Source organism: Bacillus nitratireducens, from assembly GCF_001884135.1.
Taxonomy (GTDB): domain Bacteria; phylum Bacillota; class Bacilli; order Bacillales; family Bacillaceae_G; genus Bacillus_A; species Bacillus_A nitratireducens.
The window spans coordinates 150,231-170,683 of record NZ_MAOC01000027.1 but is presented as its reverse complement, the minus strand read 5'-3'; the positions used below and the strand labels follow the sequence as shown (position 1 = coordinate 170,683).

Genomic DNA, 20,453 nt, shown 5'->3' with positions numbered 1-20,453 from the left:
TACGTACATAGTAATCCTTCTGATCTAGTGCTACAATGTGAACAAATACAAACTGTACCGGTACAAAAAATATAGGAGGTGTAATGATGTATAAGTATTTACATGTTTTGAACGACTTAGAAAGTATGATTCAAAATGGTGAGATAAAAGAAGGAAAGAAATTACCGTCTATACGGTCGCTTGTTACACAATATGAATGTAATAAGGCGACTGTAATACGAGCGCTACATGAATTGGAAAAGCGTCATATTATTTATTCTGTACCTCAAAGTGGATATTACGTTGTTAAGAAATCTGGAAGTTACGTAGAAAGTAACGAGATTATTGATTTCGCTTCTTCGGCCCCAGATCCAGATGTTTTTCCATACTTAGATTTTCAGCATTGCATTAATAAAGCGATTGATACCTATAAGAATGATTTGTTTATATACGGAACACCGAAAGGGTTACCATCTTTAATTTCGGTTGTGCAAAAACAGTTAGCAAACTATCAAGTTTTCACGAAGGAAGATAATATATTTATAACGTCAGGTGTGCAGCAAGCACTTGCTATACTAACTTCAATACCATTTCCGAATGAAAACGAAACGATACTAATTGAACAGCCAAGTTACCATTTATATATTGAATATGTAGAAACAAATAAGATCCCTGTGATCGGAATAAAACGTACACATGAAGGGTTAGATTTAAATGAACTAGAGCGGATATTCCGAACAGAAAAAATTAAATTCTTTTATACAACTCCAAGATTTCATCATCCACTTGGAACTTCGTATTCTAAAAAAGAGAGAGAAAAGATTATTCAACTTGCGAAGAAATATAATGTATTTATAGTGGAAGACGACTATTTAGCAGATTTAGAAACTGATTCAAAAGTTGATCCTTTTTACAGTCAAGATAATTGTAACCATGTTATATATTTAAAAAGTTATTCGAAGATCATCTTTCCTGGTTTGCGAGTCGGTGTTGCAGTCCTCCCGCCATCCATTGCGGATGCCTTTTATAAGTATAAAAAGATTTTAGATATCGATAGTCCTATGATCTCGCAAGCTGCTTTAGAAATTTACATAAAGAGCGGAATGTTTGATCGGCATAAACATAAAATAAAAGCATCTTACTACAATAGGTCAAAAAAACTAGCGGCAGTAGTAGAAGGTGTTCAAAATGATAATCCACATTTGTTTACTTATAGAACAGTAGATCCAATTGGGATACATACTTGTTTACAGTTGAAAAGAAATATAGTCACGGACACATTTATTAAAAATTTAAGCAAGAGTCAAATAAGGATAGATTCTATTGATAAAAATTATTTAAGTAACTTTCATAAAGAGAGATTGTTAAAGTTAAATGTATCTAATGTAAAAGAAGAAAAGATTGAAGAAGGGATTGGCAAAGTAATTGAGGAAATAAAACGAATGAACCGTGTAGATTTTCAGTTTAATAAAGAATAAGGTTTATTAAGAGGCGTAATATGAAAAAGAAAATAATTGCCTTGTTTGTATGTACTGCTCTGGTTGAGTCACAATAATATCGTTTAATTATAAAAAAATCGTTCCATTCATGATATACCATTAAAAGGTCGTTTTCTTGAATATGAATAAGAGAATGGGTTATTAATATGTGAATTAAAGGTAATTCAGAGAGGGTTATTTTATTTAGTTTGAGGAAGTATTACTCAACATTATGGAGGGAATCGATTATGAGCAATACACAAACATTACGAGGACTAACTACAGTTAGTTTTTGGACAGATGATTTAGCAGCTGCAAAAAAGTGGTACGCTGAGCTATTAGGAAGCGAACCATACTTTGAACGCCCAGGATATGTCGAATTTCGCATTGGAGACTACCAACATGAGCTAGGTTTAATCGATAGCCTTTATGCACCAGTTGGTACAGTGACCGGTCCAGCTGGTGCTATCGTGTATTGGCATGTTGATGATGTAACAGCAACGTTCAATAAGCTGTTGTCTATGGGAGCGAAAGAATATGAGGCACCTACAGAGCGTGGCGTGGGATTCATCACGGCTTCTGTAGTTGATCCCTTCGGAAATATATTAGGCATTATGTACAATCAGCACTATTTAGATGTGCTGATTTCGAACGAAAAAGCGTGAACCTCGCTGTTGCACAATGAGGCATAGGGCGCAATACTAATCAAATTTAATTCATATTATTTAACCCCTTTCTTAACATCAGAACGGGGTTATGCTTGTTTTACGTTTACTGTAATGTTTTAAATACTCCGAAGTAAAACTTTTAAATAACAGTTTACCTTCAGTTTCTATAATACAACCTAATAACTATTAATATATATAGTAGATATTTACTTTATAAAATAAGGGGGATATTATGACTGAAACAAAAGAATCGTTAGCAGGGAATCTAGAAAAAGATGTGAAGTTTTCTATTATAATTCCTGCACACAATGAAGAAAAGTACATTAAAAAATGTTTGGATTCAATTGCAAAGGCATCAGAGGCATATAAAGATCAAACTGAAGTCATAGTTGTTTTAAATCGCTGCACAGATAACACAGAAGAAATAGCAAAGTCTTATAACTGTATTACATTAAAAAATAACGATAAAAACTTATCCAAAATCCGAAATGCAGGGGCCGAAATAGCTAGTGGAGAAATAATCATTACTATAGATGCTGATACCCAAATGACAGAGTTTATGTTGTCTAATGTAGACAAATATTTAGCTTCAGGTAAATACATTGGTGGTGGGGTAACTGGGAAGTTTGAAAGGATGTCTTTAGGAATATTCGTTTCCGCAATGTTAATAATAATCCCCTTACTTTTTAAGTATGGAGCTATATCTGTAGGGATTTTTTGGTGCTATAGAAAAGACTTTATGGCAATCAACGGATTTAATGAAAACATGCTTATGGCCGAAGATGCAGATTTCGCTAAACGATTAAAAGAATGGGGAAAGCAAAATAATAAGAAATTCGGTACAATTAAAAATGGAATGATAACTTCATGCAGAAGATTTGATAAATATGGAGACTGGACTTTACTTAAAAATCCAAAAGTAATCTTAGCTTATCTAAAAGGAAAGGATAAAAAATACGCAGATAAAACATATTATGATAACCAAGAAAGGTAACTGTGAAGATTTCTAAACAAATCATCCTCAAATGAACTGGTGAATCAAGATAAATAAAATTCAACAAAACAAAAAGAATCTTATTTATTATCTCTACACATATATCGCATAAAACATTTTTAAAATTTTATTGAATAAATGGAAAAACATTGCCAAATAAATGATATCCTTAAAGTATAGTTTTTATTTTTTATAGGAGGGTGATGGAGTCTATGGCGGTACGTATAGTCGATGATCTACAACAATTCTCTTTATTACTTATGTTTTTGAGTACATTAATATTTTACAGATACTTAAAGAAGATTAAACGAGAGAGAAAACTGACTTCTTTCGAATGGACAATGTATTTTGTCACTCAATTCGCGACTTCCATTTGGGCAATTACTTATTTTATTAAATTCTTGTCTGAATCGTAAGTTACATTCAACCATTTTAGTTTATTAGATTATTGTTATCTATTAGGGATATAAATATAGTCCGTGTCTAAATCAATGACGACATCGCTCGTAATGTTTTCTTGTAATGACTTTGGAATGTTTTCAAAATGATATCGTGCACAAAATAAACTTACAAGATTCTCATTAGATAACTCTTCATTTTTCACGTTTAAATACATTACTATTAACTGGTTAATAGAACAGTTAGGACCAATAGCATACTCATTAATTTCATATCCATCAAATTCAATTATCATGTGATCACTGTTGAGTGCTAGCCAACGTTATAGCTTTAATTTTGGATGAATCTATTATATATTGTTTGAATTTTGGTGAGAATATATTTTTGTAAAGTGAGAGGATAGTAATGGAACAATATAAGTTAGTTTTAGAAGGACGTAAACAATTAAATTGGCAAACTTGTGAAATTAAGTCTATACAGGATGATGAAATTATCATTAAAACAATCGCAGGTGCAATTAGTATTGGAGCAGAGTTACCACAGTATAAAGAATCGGATGTTACAGATACAAATCCTTTTTATCCAAGAGAAACTGGATATGAAAGTTATGGTGAAGTTATTCAAGTTGGTAATAAAGTAACAAATTTAAACGTAGGCGATAAAGTAGTTTCTTTTTATGGGCATCAAACGATAGGAATAGTTAAGGGATATAAAGTAACTCGAGTACCTAGTTATATAAATCCTAAAGTTGCCTTATTATCCATTCTTTCATGTGATGCCGCTAAAGGAGTATTAAAACTAAACCCACAACAGGATAGAAAGGTACTTATTACTGGCATGGGAGTTATGGGTTTACTCACATGTTATTTCTTAAAATACTATGCAGGTGTGGATCATGTGGATGTTGTTGAACCTAATAAAAATAGAAGAGAATTGGCACAGAAATTTGGTGCAAAAAACATATATGATTCAGAAGAGCAAATAATAGAAACATATAGTTACGGTTTCGAATCTTCAGCTACAAATAGCGGATTTCGTACATTGCAAAAAGCTCTTAATAGTAATGGTGTAATATGTATACTTTCAGATGGTAATAAAGAAGAACTAACATTAACCGCCGACTTTTATCGGAAAGAATTGCAAATCATTGGGTCAAGTGACGGATATGATTATCAAAAACATGCAGATTGGTTTTTTAGAAAAATAGAACTAACACCATTTATAGAAGAAATTTTTCAACATGACATACATTATACTGCACTCGTACAATGTTTTGAGGAATTGAGTCAAGGGATAATTAATCCTTTAAAAGTATACGTTTCATATGAATAATGAAAAAACTAACCAAATATTTGTCACATACTTTACATATGTTTCGTCTTAATTATGACATTCAAAATGAGGAGGAACACATATGAAAATTTTTGTAGCAGGTGCAACGGGTGTAATAGGACGTTCTTTATTGCCAATGTTAATAAAAGAGGGGCATACGGTATTTGCAATGACTCGTAATGAATCGCAAGTAGAAGCAATAAAAAAAGTTGGGGCTATACCAGTAAAAGCCGATGTATTTAATCGTTATGCTGTATTTTCTGTATTAGAAGAGACAAATCCCGATGTAGTTATTCATCAATTAACATCATTGTCTTCATGGGATTTTGAAGATAATGCAAAAATTAGAATTGAAGGTACTCGTAATCTCGTTGACGCAGCTAAAAATGTAGGTGTAAAGAAAATAATTGCTCAAAGTATTTCGTGGGCATATGAACCAGGAGATACGCTTGCATCAGAAACAGATCCGCTAGATTTTTCAGCTTCTATACCTCGTCAAGCTACGATAAATGGTATTGCTAAATTAGAAGAAACAGCCTTTGAATTATCCGAAGCAGTTATACTTCGATACGGTACGTTATATGGCCCAGGAACGTGGTATACGGAAAACGGATTGATTGCGAATCAAGTTCTAAATAACGAAATTGTTGCGACGGATGGGGTAAGCTCGTTTATACATGTCGAAGATGCAGCTAGGGCAGCTGGGTTTGCTCTTAATTGGCCCTCAGGTATAGTAAATATAGTTGATGATTACCCAGCTACTAGTAAAGAATGGTTACCGGTATATGCAACTGCAATAGGGGCACCTAACCCTAAGATTCAAACGGGGAAGAATAGCTGGGAGAGGGGTGCTTCAAATAATAAAGCACGTAAAGAGTATGGATGGATACCTTTACATCCTTCATGGTCTGAAGGGTTTAAAACTTTTATGAGCGTTTAAAATATCATAAAAATCCTTTAATGGGAATACTAGTAACATTCACAATTAAAGGATTGGATGGTAATGAATATACTTTTTGAAAGCATAATTTTAATCCTCACTGGAATTATTTTTTTGAAATTGACAGGTAGTAAATCTGTTAGCCAAATGACTCGTGCTGAAATTATTATTGTTGTTTCTATAGGTCGTATTATTGTAGAACCTGTATTAAGTAGGAAAGTAGTCTCATCTATTTTTGCTGCGTTTATTTTTGCGAGTGTTTTACTTATCATTCATTTTTTTGAATTGAAATCACGAAAAATAGAAAAGTTTCTAAATGGAACTAGTATTATTGTTATAGAAAACGGAGAGATTCTAAAAAAGAATTTATTACGTGCAAAAATGTCAGAACAACAATTATTTATGCATCTGAGAGAAAAAGGTATACATGAAATCAAGAATTTACAACAAGCAACTGTAGAAACGAACGGGCGTATTGGGTATCAACTAACTAACACGGCACAGCCAGTTACTTTAGAAATGTTAGAAAAGCTATTAGAGCAATACAATCTTAAAAAATAGTTGTAGATTGAAAAATGCTTATACATAAAGGTACTTTTTGCAAATATGTAAAAGTCCCTTCAGTAATTCTGGAGGGACTTTCGTGTTATCTTTTGTGTTTCTTAAGACTGGAAGGTATGATTTTTAAAGGTCTCATCATATCATGGTCTTCATGCTCTAAACGATGACAATGCCATACATAATCTCCAGAATAAGGCTCAAACTTCATAATGATTCGAACGGTTTGTTCACCTGCTACAAGCACGGTATCTTTTAAACCGAAATCAGTTGGGAGAGGATCTAATAAGTTTCCATTCAAATCATGACGATCAAGAACTTGAAAATTAACTAGATGTATATGAATAGGATGAATCCCAACGGTCAAATTTACTAACTCCCATAATTCAACAGAATTTAATAAAGGTGTTTCTGTCACTGGATCGTCCCATTCTTTATTATCTAATAAAAGCATGAGTCGTCCAAATTCATCCTCTGAGTCATTTAATGTTAATCGTCTTACTTTCTTTACTTTTTCTACGGGGATAAAGTCAATGTTACTTAATTTGCATGGGATTTTACTTTTATCTGGGCAGGATAATCGTTTCGTTACTTGGAACTCCATAATCTCACCAGTTGGATTATCTAAATCAATTCCATTTTGTAAAACTACTTTTTTCCCTTCAAACCTTGAAAAATCAATAATAATGTCAATACGCTCTGCTGGTGAAACATCTAAACTTTGTACTTTAATCGGCCGTTTAAGAAGGCCTCCATCAGTCCCTATTAAAAAGAATGAGCTAAGGTCACTTAATTGGAACTTGTATGTGCGAGTATTAGAAGCGTTTAATAAACGAAATCTATATTTGCGGGGCTCCACTTTTAAAAATGGCCATACTTTCCCGTTGACTGCAATTGTATTTCCTAAAAATAGAGAAACAATAGAAGGGTATGGTAAACCTGGTGATGGATCTTCAGGTTGAGCAGGATAAAATAGGGAACCGTCCGGATTAAAAGATTTATCTTGAACGATAAGTGGTATCTCGTATTTCCCTTTAGGTAGGGGTAGTGATTTTTCTTCTTTATCACGGATCAAGTAAAGTCCTGCGAGACCCGCATATACATTTAAACGAGTAATCCCAAGTGCATGATCATGATACCAAAGGGCAGTTGCTCGTTCTCGATTCGAATAATGATAAATCTCTTTTACGAAACTAGGTCCTGTTTGTTGAAAGTTTTTCGTAAACCATGCTTCAGGATGACCATCGCTATCTGGTTCACTTGGGCTTCCATGTAAATGTACAACAGTTCGTACTTCTGGGTTATCATGCGCCCCGTGAACGGTTGTATCAACAGGTAAGAAGTGTTTTTTAGGTAAATCGTTAGACCATCTCACATATACAGGATGATCCTTTTTCACCTCAAACGTTGGACCAGGTACCATGCCATTATAACCCCATACTTTCGTCTTTGGTAAATCACTATGAAACTTGTGTAGCGTTTCAATCATACGTACATCATAAAACGGCTTACCTTTATATGTTCCTTTAGGTTTTATTGTAGAGGGAATCGGAAGGGGATCAATAAATTTTTTTAATTCCAAATATCGCTATCTCCTTTCGTGTAATATAGTATATTCTATTACGTGAATGTTATATTGTTTGTATAATTGACCAACAAAATCATTGATATATTCCTTATACACGTGAAGCTAATATGACTTAAAATAATATACAGAAAAATTTAGTGGTCTAACTGCTTCTTCAGGGGTTTTAGGCTGTGGACCATCCGAATTTTCTTGAAATTTACAGAGGAAGATATATTACTGGACATAACAGAAACTCTATTTGATTTAGTATGTGCTTGTATTTTATCAAGGGTGATGACGATCAATATTACGATTAACAACGACATTAAAGTTCATAAAAATAAACAAATAATTGACAAAAAATGAGAATAGTAGTAATCTAACGTAAAACATACGCTACCGTATTTTATTGGAGAGATAATATGCAATCAACGAGGGAAGACTGGATAAAAGTAGGATTACAACAATTAGCTAATGAAGGAATACATAAAGTTCGCATTGAAGCACTTGCTCGATTGCTAAAAATAAGCAAAGGAAGCTTCTATCACTATTTTCGTGACCATCAAGAGCTTTTAGATTCTATGCTTGACTTTTGGGAAGTACATGCAACAAAGCTGATTGTTCAAAGTATGGAGCAACCGGATGCATCTTTAGAACAGCTATTACAGATTAGTTTTAATCGAGATAAAAAAATTGAGAATGGTATTTATGCTTGGGCTAAATATGATCCTGTTGTGGCAACACGTTTAGTAGATATAGAAGAGCAAAGAATTTCTTGTGTTGCAAAATTGTATCAAAAAATGGGCGTAGACGAGACTGAATCAATTGATCAAGCGAGACTTGCCTATTTAACGTATGTAGGATGGATGACAAGGTTTGAAGCAAATCCTAATTTTGATATTGATAAAATGGTTGAGCTTTTAACTTCTTTCAGCGGGTGTCCAAACATCCACTGAAAAAAGTAAAGCCTCCGGACGCAATTATGCTGAGGCATAATTGATTATTCGATAAATGTCCCTAATATGGTTATAAAACCTGAAGGGACAAAATTTTCACTGTAACATACGGTGGTGTATGTTATTTTTAAAGTTACGACATTGGGGGCGAATAAATGAAATTACTATTAACATTAGTAGCTGTAGTGCTTCTGTGTTTTATCAGTTTTTTGCATATTTATTGGGCTTTTGGAGGTCGATGGGGTTCTGCTGCTGTTATCCCAGTAAAAGAGGGAGAACATAAGCCTGCTTTTACTCCGAGAATATGGGGAACATTATTCGTAGCCATTCTTATTCTATTAGCTAGTGTCATTATTGTTGTTCAAGTAGGTTATTTGCAGAGGTTCCAAGCAAATAGTTTATCTAAAATCGGAAGTATTGTCTGTGCTTTAGTTTTCATTATTAGGGCAATTGGTGATTTTAAGTTTGTTGGATTTTTCAAAAAAATTAAACATTCCCAGTTTGCTAGATACGACACTTGGTTCTATAGTCCATTATGTTTATTCTTTGGCTTTGTCTATATCATGTTGTTGTTGTTTTAATAAGTATAATAAATTCCCTATAAAATAAATTTTATGCAGGAAGAAAACACCTCTTATTGAACAAGTAGTAATAAAAAGAAGTTTGAGCATAATAGAGCAATACAGGTTCTGTTGATAGCGAAGTCCGCTATGATTAGTCATTTGTGGTTAAAAAAAGGATAGATAGGGCGAATGTATTCAAGCTCTTCTATCCTTTTAATTTTTATATAATGTATGACATTAGATAAGAATTCACTATTAATAATAGGTTCAGCTTATATCTTGACTTTTAATAAAATTTTAAAGTGTTGTTTTTTTATTGTGTGAATAAGAGGTTATTTGTTGTTTTGGAGTTTAAATGAATGATTTAAACTTGGCAATTGTATCATATAATCTTTCTAATCCAATCAGCATATCTTTTTCATTTAACATTGAATAACTAATTCGTAAATGATTATATTGAGTTTCATGGCTTAACAGACAAGCTGTGCCGGGTAAAAAAGAAACATCAACTTCATTCGCTTTTTGTAATAATGTAAAAGGATCGATTGACTGAGGGAGTGTAACCCATAAGTTAAATCCTCCATTAGGTATTTCAAATTCTAATTCTTTTAATGGAGATAATATATCAATTGTTAAATCGCGTCTAATTTGTAAAGCAGTCCGTAATTTTTCTAAATGATTTTTCATTCGTTCCGCTCGTAAAAAAGGAAGTAGTGCTTTTTGTGTCAATAAGGGACTACCAATATCCATCGAAGCCTTCACGGCGTATAACCATTCAAAGATAGGACCTTCAGCTGCTAGCGCTGCAATACGAAGACCTGGTGCTAACGTTTTACTAAATCCTTTTAAATATATAACATGACCATTTGTATCAAAGCTTTTTAATGGAGGGGGAATTTTAAAATCCTCAAAATAAATCTCTCCGAAAGAATCATCCTCTAAAATGAAAAATTGATAAAGCTCTGCTAGTTCTACAAGTTCCATTCTTCTTTCTTTACTCATTACTGTGCCCGTTGGATTCTGAAAAGTAGGATTCACATATAACAAAACAGGATTCTTTCTTTGACAAATATCATCGATTAAATCTGAGCGAATGCCGTTGTTATCAAGACTAACAGGGATAATTTGAACGCCTTTATTAACAAATACATCAAGCGCCGCTCCATAACACGGACTTTCTACTAACACTATGTCTCCAGGCTTTAATAATGTTTGGGCGATTAAATCGATTCCTTGCTGGGCACCGCTTGTAATTAATAATTGAGATGGATCTGTAACTACTTGTTGGTGTTCTTTTAAGTAGTTTGTTATTTCCACTCTAAGTTCTTTATCACCTTGAACCGGTCCGTATGTTGCAAGTATCATTTGATCCTTATTAAGTAATTTGTGCATTTCATCTGAAAGAAACGGATTTGGTAATAAACGTGGATAAAGGACCGCCTGTGAAAAATCGAAATATTTACGGTGTTGGTTCATTACATATTGAGAACGCATAACATTAATGGATTTCGTTTTTTGCCATTGATACGGAATTGGTTTGAAATCTTTATTCACACGTTTATGTATATAGGCACCTTTTCCTTGCTCAATGCGTATATATTCTTTCGTTTCTAACTGCTTATACGCTTTACGAACAGTTAATAAACTAATTTGTAAATCATCGGCCATAGAACGTAAAGAAGGGAGGTAATCGCCATGTGAAAGCATCCCGCTTTGAATTCTCTCAACAATTTGCATATATATTTGTTGGTAATATGGTATGTTGGATTCTTTACGTACTACTATCTTCATAGAATCACCTGTTTTTCTTTTTAATTTAATTAAAGCGAAAAACAGTCTGACAATCAACTATATTTTCATTCAACTGTTATATGCGTTGATACACTGTTATACACCATATCCTCTATACTCGTTTCAAGAGTAAAAAGGAGGAAGCAAAATGGTCATTTTAAATTATATTTTAGTATGTATTATTTTTGGAACGACATTTTTAACGATAAAAATTGGAATAGAAGCGGGGGCACCACCATTATTTTCAGCTGGAATTCGTTTCTTTTTGGCAGGTCTTATTCTCATTATTATTTTTAAATTAAAGCGAAAGGATATTATGCCTTACTTATTATCGAAACGTATTATATATGCTGGTTTTTGTTTAACATTTATGACATTCGCGACCCTTTACTGGGCTGAACAATATATTTCTTCTGGATTAGCTGCAATTCTATCTGCTACGGGTCCAATGATGATCTTGCTATTGCAATCAAAGAGAAATAAAACAAAATTGCAAAAAGAACAACTTGTTGCTTTAGTTATAGCACTTATAGGTGTTTTTTGCATTTCTTTACCTGGAATGCATCAAGAACTTACATTCATATGGAGTATCGCTTGCCTTGTTATATTAGTAGGGGAGTTGTTTTATGGAGTAGGTTCTATTCGTTCAAAAGAAATACTTTCAGATTTACCTAACATATCACCATTTCTCATTAACGGCATTCAAATGTTTTATGGAGGAGTTTTGTTGTTAATTGTATCTATCGTAATGGAACAGCCTAATCTAACAATCTTAACATCTTGGAATGTACAATGGCCAATTTTATATCTCATATTTGTAGGTTCTATCGGTGGACACGGTTTATATTACTGGCTTTTATCAAAAACAAATCCTGTATTTCCATCAACGTGGTTATATGTATCTCCGTTAATCGCTGTTATTGTAGGTTATTTTGTATTAGGAGAACCATTAAATCCTACAATGGGAATTGGTGCTTGTTTAATCTTGATTGGTGTATTTTTAGCAAATCGTTCTACACTTGGAGTTTATTTTAAGCAAGGAAGGTTGTTAAAAAAAGAGATGTAGTTAAAGTTTAATGATGTGGAAAACAGCGGAAAACGTATTCAAAATTTAGAAGGAAAAATAGTTAATTTGAAGAAAATGATTAACACGTTAGAATACAGATTAGAGATAGTAAAATCAAAAACACAGTTGGAGAAATAACCAACTGTGTTTTAATATAGGGTGTATTTAATTTTACACTTAACTAAATCGATCGCATATTGTTTGGTGGATAAGTATTATTTTTTTATTACGGTATTACCCATCGCAATAGAAATTCGATTCCAACTATTTATTTGATTAATGATTAACACAAGATCAACATATTGTTTTTCGTCAAAGTATTCACGTACTCGGTTGTATAGATTTTCAGGAACTCTTTTAGTAGGAATGAGAGTAATATGCTCTGATAGTTCCAGAGCCACTTTTTCTTCAGGAGTATAAAAATCACAATCATCCCAAGCATTTAAGCAATAAATTCTTTGCTCGGTTTCACCCAATTTTCGGGCGTCAGAAGTATGCATATCGATACAATAAGCACAACCATTAATTTGAGAGACTCTAATTTTTATAAGCTCTCTAACAGCTCGATTAATTGAAGATTTCTTCGTGTATTTCTCCATATCCATCATAATTTTCATACCATCAGGCGAAATATCATAATAAGACATTCTTTGACTCATATGACAAAACCTCCGTTATTATAAGTTTTTATAATAAAAACACACTAGGTCGCTATTGTGACTTCTAGTGTGTTTTTGTAATTAATTCACTTTTTTTATAAATCCTTTATAATGACGCTTCACAAGTTGACTTTCTAACGTCTTCATCGTTTCTAATGCAACACCTACGATGATTAGTAAACTTGTACCACCGATTTGAGCAGATGGTGGTAATGTAGCGATTTTTGTAAATACAAGTGGCAATATTGAAATTGCTCCTAAGAAAATCGCACCGATAAATGTTAAACGGTATAAAATTTTTGTTACATACTGTTCTGTAGATTTACCTGGGCGAATACCAGGAACGTATCCGTTTTGTTTCTTTAAGTTATCGGCCATTTGTTCAGGATTTACTTGAACGAATGCGTAGAAATATGTGAAGGCAACGATAAGACCCACATATAGTGTCATTCCAAATGGATGTGCAAAATCAAGATTCGCAATTATCCATTTAGATACGCTTGAATCAGGGAAGAGCTGCGCAATTGTACGCGGCGTCATTAAAAAGGCTGAGGCAAAGATAACAGGAATTACACCTGCACTATTTACTTTAAGGGGTAAATGAGTATTTTTTGCTCCTTGATATTGATTGTTTCCTGAAACAGCTTTTGCATATTGAATCGGTATTTTACGAACAGCTTGTTGAATGTAAATAACACCAACTACTATCGCTAAAATTACGAGTCCAATTAAAACCATTTTTATTATGTGCATGAATAACTGATCGCCTGCGTTTTGGAATTGTTGCAAATAAATTTGATTAGCGACATTCGGAATCGCCGCAACAAGTCCTGCGAAGATAATCATTGAGATTCCATTACCAACGCCATTAGCGGTAATTTGTTCACCTAACCAAAGTAAAAATGCAGTACCCGCAGTTAAAACTGTCGCAATAAATAAGTATGTAGTCCAGCTTTGATCTGTAATTAATTGTCCACCTGCTATATTATTAAAACCATAAGACATCCCAATGGATTGTATGAATGCGAGAATGATTGTAAAGTATCGAGTAAATTGAGCTGATTTTTTACGGCCCATTTCTCCTTGCTTTGCCCACTCTGTAAATTTAGGTACAACGTCCATTTGTAGTAATTGTACAATGATAGAAGCTGTAATATATGGTGTGATACCTACAGCAAAGATTGAGAAGTGTTGCAGTGCTCCTCCGCCAAATACGTTCAGCATGCCTAAAACGTTGGCTTGATCTTGTACTTTTAATACCTCTGCGTTAGTATGAGGAACTGGAATAAACGTGCCAATTCGAAAAACAATTAGCATCGCTAGTGTAAAAAGAATTTTGTTTCTTATCTCAGCTACTCTCATGAAATTTGAAATCGTACGAAACATTATGTCGCCTCCTATATTTTTATCAGTTCAAAACTGATTATTATATCCCGATGAAGTAACCACAAACCTCCTTCCGCATTAAATTCATTTGACAAATGGAATTTTATACATTTTGTAGTTTTCACGGATATAAAAATATAAGGTGTTATACAAGCGATTTATTAACTTTTCGTAATCATTCAATACCCATAATATAACTAATAAATTAACAAATGTACATACATAAGCATTAAAAATGAATGAATAGGTTGATTTTTTACATATATTTAATGCTAGATTGATAATTAGGAACGTTTTATGTAGTTATATTGAAAGGATTCCGTTGAAAGTATTATGATGTAGCTGTCGCGCATAATAACCTCAAGGAAATCTTCAAGGATGTTGAGAGAACTCATACATTTCAGCATGAATTAGAGAACCTACTAAAGAAAGAAAAGATTGGATTGGAATAATAGTGAAGGAAAATCTTTTTTCCATAGAGAATATTTCTAGCGTAGGAATTTAAGTATGTATGTTCTAGCGAAAGGAGAATTCATATGAATACATTTGTAAATGACAAGTTTTATGAAACTAGAAATCAATTATTTGAGGAAATTACTTTGTTAAGTGATGCTCAATTTAATAGGAAACCAGATAAGGATAAATGGAGTATAGCACAAGTTTGTCATCACTTAGTTTTATTAGATGAGAGAGTTATAACAGTTATTTCATCGGGATTAAAAAAGATGGATAGTATCTTAAATGAGCGTAAAGAAATTCACACTATTTTATTAGATAGATCGATAAAATTTATAGCCCCAGAAATGATTGAACCAAGTATAGAACCATTTGAAGTGCAGCAAATGGTTGATTTGTTAAACGACTCTAGAAAAGAATTGATGCGTTTCCTGAGTACAATAGAAGATGAATCTATATTAGCGAAAAAATCAGTGACGCATCCAGCTCTTGGAGAATTACTTCTTGATCAGTGGATAGAACTGATCTATTTGCATGAACAGCGTCATATAGAACAAATTAAAGAGATAAAATTGCTTTGTGGAGTTGAAAAGTAAAAATCATTATCTATTTATAGAGCGATTTGGGATAGCATCAAGGGTTCGAGTGATAAAATAGAAATCCTGATTAAAATTATGATGAATTTAGTTGAAAGCAACCAAAAAGCTGAAGAAATTACGAAACTAGCAGATCTTACCCCTGAAGAGGAAACGAACATTCGAAAAAAATCTGAATCCGATTTGCTGTATAAGTGTAACCCCGTCTTAAATGAAGAGCGGGGTTATTATTTTTGGAAGTGATCTCAGCATTTTCATTTAGAAGGAAATAAATTGGCAATGAAATCCGAAAATGTAATCAGCATTACACACTATATCTTTAAGTTATAATGATTTTCGGAAATGAGCTATATGTCCAAATTTTTGAAAGTACTCTTACACCTACCATTGGGTAAGCACCTTTCACGCGTTTGAGGAATAAGTATTTTGTCAGAAAACGATAAAATACAATTCTATTAAGGGATATATGCATTTTATTCTCTTTATTTTTGCAGTTGAAGTTTTCTGAATAACAAGTTATATTTTTAAAGTTCAAGCAACTTTATGACAGTACAAAAAGGGGAGAAATATTGTTATTATGCAAAAAATGAAATGGAAGAACTATGTATGCAATTTTATTATTCTTATGCTTCTTGTAACAGCAGTAACAGTCAAACCAGCTATTTCTAAGGCTGAGGAATCTAATGTTAATATTACATTGTTAGGTACTGCAGATATTCATGGTAGATTTATGCCTTGGGATTATGCGCTTGATGGAGCAAATATGAGTGGAAGTTTGACGCAGCTTTATACGGTTATAAAGAAGGTACGTCAAGAAAATCCAAATACCATATTAGTAGATGCCGGGGATACAATTCAAGGAAACTCAGTAGAATTATTCAACGATAAGCCACAATCGCCAATGATGGTAGCAATGAATACAATGGGATATGACGCCTGGGCATTTGGAAATCATGAATTCAACTTTGGTTTAGATACATTGAAAAAAGTTAGTGAGCAATACAAGGGAAAGACGTTAGCAGGAAATATTTATAAGGAAAATGGAGAGCGTTTTCTTCCTGCATATACGATTGTTGAAAAAGGTGGAATTAAAGTCGGGATTATTGGTATGAATACACCAATGATTAGTGATTTTGAAAAAGGGACAGATCATTTGGATGGTTTAGTAGTGAAAAATCCAGTAGAAGAGACAAAAAAGGCTATTAAAGAATTAGAAGATAAAGTAGATGTAATGGTAGGGGTTATGCATATGGGACTAGAAAATGAGAATGGAATCCCAGGTACTGGTGTTCAAGATATTGCGAATGCTTGTCCGGAACTAAGCGCTATTTTTGCGGCTCATATGCATAAACTTGTAAAAAAAGAAGTTGTAAATGGTGTAATTATTACAGAACCAGATAAATATGGAACGCATATTTCACGTATTGACCTTACTTTTACAAAGCAAGATGGAAAGCTGGTTTTAAAAGATAAAACTGCTACCGCTATACCTGTAAAAAATACTGATGGAACAACAGTAGTATCTGATCCTACACTTGAAGAAACACTAACACCTTTTCACGAGTATGCGAGGGGAGATGCAAATGTTGTAGTCGCTCAATTAAAGGGTAGAAACCTTGTTCCTGAAAATGAAATAAAGGGTATTCCAAGTGTGCAGATTCAAGAGACACCTTTATCAGATTTCTTTCATGAAGTCATGCTCCATTACAGCAAGGCGGATGTAGTAGCCCATCAAATTGATAATGATTATGCCCGTTTGGATATAGGTCCTATAAAGAAGAAAGATATTGCTTATAATTATCAATATGCTTTGGGAGAAATTACAGTATATAAGATAACTGGAAAAGATTTAAAAGACTATATGGAATGGGTAGCAGGATATTTTAACTCATCTCGTGCCGGAGATGTAACAGTTAGCTTTGATAAAAACCGTCGTGCGTCTAAATACAGTACGAACGATTTCTTTGGAGGCGTAAAATACGAAATTGACTTAACAAAACCATATGGTAGTAGAATTAAAAATTTACGCTCTATTCGTACAAATAAACCAATCAAAATGAGCGATGTTATGACGCTAGGAATGAATGCATATAGAATGGAGGCTCTTCAGGCAAAAGGAGGAGCTTTAGAGGGACGTAAATTTGAACAAACTTGGTCATCTAAACAAGAGAATGCATTCGGAGAAACAGGTGGAACCATTCGTAACCTTGCTATTACATATTTAAAAGAGGTAAAGAACGGTGTATACACGCCAAAAGTTATGCATAATTGGAAAATTACTGGTGTAGATACACATTCTTCAGAGCATAAGGCTGTAGTTGATCTTGTAAATAAAGGGATTTTAGAAATCCCAAAAACAGAAGATGGAAAATATACAAATATAGCATCTATAAATACTAAAGATTCAATTACAAAAGAAGAGATTGTAGCACTCTCACAAAAAGCTAATATTAATCCAAATCAGTTTAATCATATAAAAAGAAAAGGTGAATTTTACAAAAAACTTAGTAGGATAATTAAATAAATATAAAAAGATGGCTCTCGTGCAAAAAACTATTCAACTTGGACATACCATTATCCTAAAAAAGTTTGTGTTCGGTATGGAAATATAGAGAATCATCGGTAAAAAATCCCCTGGATCGCTTTAAAAATTCAGGGGGTTTTTCATTTGAATAATTATTGTTTCATTTCTCACTATGTATATTTATAATATGTTTTAAAAGAACATACCTTAAGTTAATAACATGCAATAGATATGTCCTTTTCTATATTTAAATGGGGAGAAAAATTTATCTTTAAAAAATATTTTTGACAAGATAAAAAAGCCTGAAACTCATATAAGACTTCAGCAGTCTCAAAACGTTCCAATCCATGCAGTTATAGACATAAATAACAAAATTATATTGAAAAATCTAACTTGTATATGCGTTGCCCCACTAAAGTATTTATCTACTATTCTTAAAATAGTAAAGAGTGGTTTTTTATGTTGTTAATAAGATATAAGTGTACTTTGATTAGAATGAATATAGATAATTAATAACTAACCAATTGGATGAGCACCTAAAAGGGCTCATTTTTTATTTTATCGACCACATTTATGTAATTTTGCATAATATTACATAAATTTTGTATTTTCCCTTTTTTCCGACAAGATTAGACAGTATACTTTGTACAAGCTTTCTATTTCAAAAATTATACGAGGTGAAAAAATGAAAAAAACAAAGACATTAACTAAGGTAGCATTAACAACAGGATTAGCTTTAACAGCTGTGGCACCATACGGAATAGGTCATGCAGAGGAAACAGATCAACTACAAGTTCAAATTCAGGAGGACTCATTCCGTTCAGGTGAACTTACACAACCGTCACAAAAAACACCAGAGAATGTAGTAAAAGATGCTCTTAAGGAGAGAGCTGAACAAGCTCTTTCTCCAAATCAAGTCAATGGAGAAACAGGAGTAGATTATAAAGTTCTTCAAAAACGTGGTTCGTATGATGGAACAACACTTGTGCGTATGCAGCAAACATACGAAGGAAAAGAAGTATATGGCCATCAATTAACTGCACACGTAGATAATAAGGGTGTTATTAAAAGTGTTTCAGGCGATAGCGCGCAAAATTTAAAACAAGAAGAATTGAAAAAGCCTATTAATCTATCAAAAGATGAAGCGAAACAATATATTTATACGAAATACGGGAACGATATCAAGTTTATTTCTGAGCCAGAAGTTAAGGAAGTTATTTTTGTTGATGAAAATAATGGACAAGCTTCAAATGCATATCAAGTTACATTTGAAGCGGCAACACCAAACTATGTTTCTGGAACTTATTTAGTAAATGCACAAAATGGTGATATGTTAAAAAATATGGTACAAGAATCTAACTTAAAAGCAAGTGAAAAACTAGTTGGAGCTTTAAAGGAAAGTAAAAAAAGTAGTCTTACATCATTAAATGGAACAGGAAAAGATGATTTAGGTATATCTCGTTCATTTGGTATTTCTAAACAAAGTAATGGCAAATATGCACTTGCTGATTATACAAGAGGGCAAGGAATTGAAACATATGATGTGAATTACAGAGATATTACTAAAGAAGAAAGCTATTATCCTGGTACACTAGCAACCAGCACTTCAACAACATTTAACGATTCAAAAGCAGTAAGTGCTCATTACTTAGCAACAAAGGTATTTGATTTTTATAAGGATAAATACAAGCGTAATAGTTTTGATAACAAGGGACAAAAGGTAGTTTCAGTTGTACACGCTTGGGATTCTGAAGATACGAACGATCCGAAAAATTGGCAGAATGCATTAAGTGCTAATAATGGAAGTATGCTAGTATATGGCGATCCTATTGTCAAGGCATATGACGTAGCTGGACATGAATTTACACATGCGGTTACTTCTAGCGAATCTAATCTTGAATATTACGGTGAATCTGGTGCGATTAATGAGGCGCTATCTGATATTATGGGAACATCTATTGAGAAATACGTAAATAATGGAACCTTTAACTGGACAATGGGAGAACAAACTGGATCTGTTTTCCGTGATATGGAAAACCCAGCTTCTGTTCCATCTTCACTTGGAGTACCGTATCCAGATGATTACAGTGAATTTAACGATTTTAATGGATGGGATCAAGGTGGCGTTCATTTTAATTCAAGTATTATTAATAAAGTTGCGTATCTCATTGCAAAAGGCGGAACTCATAACGGAGTAACTGTTAAAGGAATTGGTGAAGATAAAATGTTTGATATTTTCTATTATGCAAATACAGATGAGTTAAACATGACTTCTAATTTCAAAGAATTGAAATCCGCATGTATTCGAGTGGCAACTAATAAATATGGGGCGAATACTGCTGAAGTTCAAGCAGTGCAAAAAGCATTTGATGCAGCACAAATTAAGTAAGTTAGAAATATAGTTTTCATTCATACATTAATACATTATGAAAATCAGCTAATGTAATTTTAAGGATATTAGCTGATTTTTTACGTAGCAATGTATTAGTGAAAATAAAATTACTAAGCAATAATCAGGCTGTCTATCTTCAATAAGCTACG

18 protein-coding genes are annotated in these 20,453 nt (G+C 33.0%); 13 read left to right on the top strand and 5 right to left on the bottom strand.

Features of this window, described 5'->3' with window-relative positions:
• The first annotated feature begins 86 nt into the window (after window positions 1–86).
• The 4 genes from BAU23_RS12000 to BAU23_RS11985 all read left to right on the top strand — a co-directional run bounded on the left by BAU23_RS12000 (window position 87) and on the right by BAU23_RS11985 (window position 3,535).
• The gene (locus BAU23_RS12000; protein WP_071734521.1) at window positions 87–1,457 is read left to right on the top strand and encodes an aminotransferase-like domain-containing protein; all 1,371 of its coding nucleotides are present in this window, start codon (window positions 87–89) and stop codon (window positions 1,455–1,457) included.
• A gap of 248 nt (window positions 1,458–1,705) precedes the next feature.
• Entirely contained in the window at window positions 1,706–2,122 is a 417-nt protein-coding gene (locus BAU23_RS11995; protein WP_071734520.1) for a VOC family protein, read from the top strand.
• 235 nt (window positions 2,123–2,357) lie between these two features.
• The gene (locus tag BAU23_RS11990) at window positions 2,358–3,119 is read left to right on the top strand and encodes a glycosyltransferase (RefSeq protein WP_000140913.1); all 762 of its coding nucleotides are present in this window, start codon (window positions 2,358–2,360) and stop codon (window positions 3,117–3,119) included.
• Window positions 3,120–3,331: 212 nt separating this feature from the next.
• Complete coding sequence (locus tag BAU23_RS11985) at window positions 3,332–3,535, top strand: hypothetical protein (RefSeq protein ID WP_000290880.1); 204 nt, start codon at window positions 3,332–3,334, stop codon at window positions 3,533–3,535.
• A 35-nt stretch (window positions 3,536–3,570) separates the two neighbouring features.
• On the opposite strand, the gene BAU23_RS11980 is transcribed toward BAU23_RS11985, so the two are convergent.
• Window positions 3,571–3,813 carry a hypothetical protein gene (locus BAU23_RS11980; protein WP_071734519.1) on the bottom strand — a complete coding sequence of 81 codons (243 nt, stop codon included), beginning with the start codon at window positions 3,811–3,813 and terminating at the stop codon, window positions 3,571–3,573.
• A 110-nt stretch (window positions 3,814–3,923) separates the two neighbouring features.
• Between BAU23_RS11980 and BAU23_RS11975 the strand changes: the two genes are divergently transcribed.
• From BAU23_RS11975 to BAU23_RS11965, 3 genes are all read left to right on the top strand, one after another.
• The gene (locus BAU23_RS11975) at window positions 3,924–4,850 is read left to right on the top strand and encodes a zinc-binding dehydrogenase (RefSeq protein ID WP_071734518.1); all 927 of its coding nucleotides are present in this window, start codon (window positions 3,924–3,926) and stop codon (window positions 4,848–4,850) included.
• An 82-nt stretch (window positions 4,851–4,932) separates the two neighbouring features.
• Window positions 4,933–5,790, top strand: a complete 858-nt coding sequence (locus BAU23_RS11970) for an NAD-dependent epimerase/dehydratase family protein (RefSeq protein WP_071734517.1) — start codon at window positions 4,933–4,935, stop codon at window positions 5,788–5,790.
• Between the two features lie 63 nt (window positions 5,791–5,853).
• Window positions 5,854–6,351 (top strand): DUF421 domain-containing protein, encoded by a 498-nt coding sequence (locus BAU23_RS11965; protein ID WP_016129507.1) that lies wholly within the window; start codon window positions 5,854–5,856, stop codon window positions 6,349–6,351.
• A gap of 85 nt (window positions 6,352–6,436) precedes the next feature.
• On the opposite strand, the gene BAU23_RS11960 is transcribed toward BAU23_RS11965, so the two are convergent.
• Window positions 6,437–7,930, bottom strand: coding sequence for a multicopper oxidase family protein (locus BAU23_RS11960; RefSeq protein WP_071734516.1), 1,494 nt, complete (start codon window positions 7,928–7,930; stop codon window positions 6,437–6,439).
• A gap of 407 nt (window positions 7,931–8,337) precedes the next feature.
• On the opposite strand from BAU23_RS11960, the gene BAU23_RS11955 reads away from it, so the two are divergent.
• The gene (locus BAU23_RS11955) at window positions 8,338–8,871 is read left to right on the top strand and encodes a TetR/AcrR family transcriptional regulator (RefSeq protein WP_071734515.1); all 534 of its coding nucleotides are present in this window, start codon (window positions 8,338–8,340) and stop codon (window positions 8,869–8,871) included.
• Window positions 8,872–9,026: 155 nt separating this feature from the next.
• Window positions 9,027–9,452 (top strand): DUF3995 domain-containing protein, encoded by a 426-nt coding sequence (locus tag BAU23_RS11950; protein ID WP_071734514.1) that lies wholly within the window; start codon window positions 9,027–9,029, stop codon window positions 9,450–9,452.
• Between the two features lie 333 nt (window positions 9,453–9,785).
• Here the strand turns inward: BAU23_RS11950 and pdxR are convergent, their stop codons facing one another.
• On the bottom strand, window positions 9,786–11,225 hold the full coding sequence (gene pdxR / locus BAU23_RS11945; RefSeq protein ID WP_071734513.1) for a MocR-like pyridoxine biosynthesis transcription factor PdxR: 1,440 nt from the start codon (window positions 11,223–11,225) through the stop codon (window positions 9,786–9,788).
• Window positions 11,226–11,373: 148 nt separating this feature from the next.
• On the opposite strand from pdxR, the gene BAU23_RS11940 reads away from it, so the two are divergent.
• Window positions 11,374–12,291, top strand: a complete 918-nt coding sequence (locus BAU23_RS11940; protein ID WP_071734512.1) for a DMT family transporter — start codon at window positions 11,374–11,376, stop codon at window positions 12,289–12,291.
• A gap of 215 nt (window positions 12,292–12,506) precedes the next feature.
• Here the strand turns inward: BAU23_RS11940 and BAU23_RS11935 are convergent, their stop codons facing one another.
• The gene (locus BAU23_RS11935; RefSeq protein WP_000083090.1) at window positions 12,507–12,950 is read right to left on the bottom strand and encodes a carboxymuconolactone decarboxylase family protein; all 444 of its coding nucleotides are present in this window, start codon (window positions 12,948–12,950) and stop codon (window positions 12,507–12,509) included.
• A gap of 81 nt (window positions 12,951–13,031) precedes the next feature.
• Window positions 13,032–14,336 carry a preprotein translocase subunit SecY gene (gene secY / locus BAU23_RS11930; RefSeq protein ID WP_000490110.1) on the bottom strand — a complete coding sequence of 435 codons (1,305 nt, stop codon included), beginning with the start codon at window positions 14,334–14,336 and terminating at the stop codon, window positions 13,032–13,034.
• A 536-nt stretch (window positions 14,337–14,872) separates the two neighbouring features.
• On the opposite strand from secY, the gene BAU23_RS11925 reads away from it, so the two are divergent.
• The 3 genes from BAU23_RS11925 to BAU23_RS11915 all read left to right on the top strand — a co-directional run bounded on the left by BAU23_RS11925 (window position 14,873) and on the right by BAU23_RS11915 (window position 20,301).
• Entirely contained in the window at window positions 14,873–15,388 is a 516-nt protein-coding gene (locus BAU23_RS11925; protein WP_001091627.1) for a DinB family protein, read from the top strand.
• Window positions 15,389–15,965: 577 nt separating this feature from the next.
• Window positions 15,966–17,912, top strand: coding sequence for a bifunctional metallophosphatase/5'-nucleotidase (locus BAU23_RS11920; RefSeq protein ID WP_071734511.1), 1,947 nt, complete (start codon window positions 15,966–15,968; stop codon window positions 17,910–17,912).
• A gap of 685 nt (window positions 17,913–18,597) precedes the next feature.
• Window positions 18,598–20,301 carry a M4 family metallopeptidase gene (locus BAU23_RS11915; protein ID WP_071734510.1) on the top strand — a complete coding sequence of 568 codons (1,704 nt, stop codon included), beginning with the start codon at window positions 18,598–18,600 and terminating at the stop codon, window positions 20,299–20,301.
• Window positions 20,302–20,453: the final 152 nt, after the last annotated feature.

Excerpts from the sequence above, each read along its gene's own strand:
- BAU23_RS12000 (WP_071734521.1), top strand. The coding sequence starts at position 87 with ATGTATAAGTATTTACATGTTTTGAACGACTTAGAAAGTATGATTCAA.
- BAU23_RS11995 (WP_071734520.1), top strand. The coding sequence starts at position 1,706 with ATGAGCAATACACAAACATTACGAGGACTAACTACAGTTAGTTTTTGG.
- BAU23_RS11990 (WP_000140913.1), top strand. The coding sequence starts at position 2,358 with ATGACTGAAACAAAAGAATCGTTAGCAGGGAATCTAGAAAAAGATGTG.
- BAU23_RS11985 (WP_000290880.1), top strand. The coding sequence starts at position 3,332 with ATGGCGGTACGTATAGTCGATGATCTACAACAATTCTCTTTATTACTT.
- BAU23_RS11980 (WP_071734519.1), bottom strand. The coding sequence starts at position 3,813 with ATGATAATTGAATTTGATGGATATGAAATTAATGAGTATGCTATTGGT.
- BAU23_RS11975 (WP_071734518.1), top strand. The coding sequence starts at position 3,924 with ATGGAACAATATAAGTTAGTTTTAGAAGGACGTAAACAATTAAATTGG.
- BAU23_RS11970 (WP_071734517.1), top strand. The coding sequence starts at position 4,933 with ATGAAAATTTTTGTAGCAGGTGCAACGGGTGTAATAGGACGTTCTTTA.
- BAU23_RS11965 (WP_016129507.1), top strand. The coding sequence starts at position 5,854 with ATGAATATACTTTTTGAAAGCATAATTTTAATCCTCACTGGAATTATT.
- BAU23_RS11955 (WP_071734515.1), top strand. The coding sequence starts at position 8,338 with ATGCAATCAACGAGGGAAGACTGGATAAAAGTAGGATTACAACAATTA.
- BAU23_RS11950 (WP_071734514.1), top strand. The coding sequence starts at position 9,027 with ATGAAATTACTATTAACATTAGTAGCTGTAGTGCTTCTGTGTTTTATC.
- pdxR (WP_071734513.1), bottom strand. The coding sequence starts at position 11,225 with ATGAAGATAGTAGTACGTAAAGAATCCAACATACCATATTACCAACAA.
- BAU23_RS11940 (WP_071734512.1), top strand. The coding sequence starts at position 11,374 with ATGGTCATTTTAAATTATATTTTAGTATGTATTATTTTTGGAACGACA.
- BAU23_RS11935 (WP_000083090.1), bottom strand. The coding sequence starts at position 12,950 with ATGAGTCAAAGAATGTCTTATTATGATATTTCGCCTGATGGTATGAAA.
- secY (WP_000490110.1), bottom strand. The coding sequence starts at position 14,336 with ATGTTTCGTACGATTTCAAATTTCATGAGAGTAGCTGAGATAAGAAAC.
- BAU23_RS11925 (WP_001091627.1), top strand. The coding sequence starts at position 14,873 with ATGAATACATTTGTAAATGACAAGTTTTATGAAACTAGAAATCAATTA.
- BAU23_RS11920 (WP_071734511.1), top strand. The coding sequence starts at position 15,966 with ATGCAAAAAATGAAATGGAAGAACTATGTATGCAATTTTATTATTCTT.
- BAU23_RS11915 (WP_071734510.1), top strand. The coding sequence starts at position 18,598 with ATGAAAAAAACAAAGACATTAACTAAGGTAGCATTAACAACAGGATTA.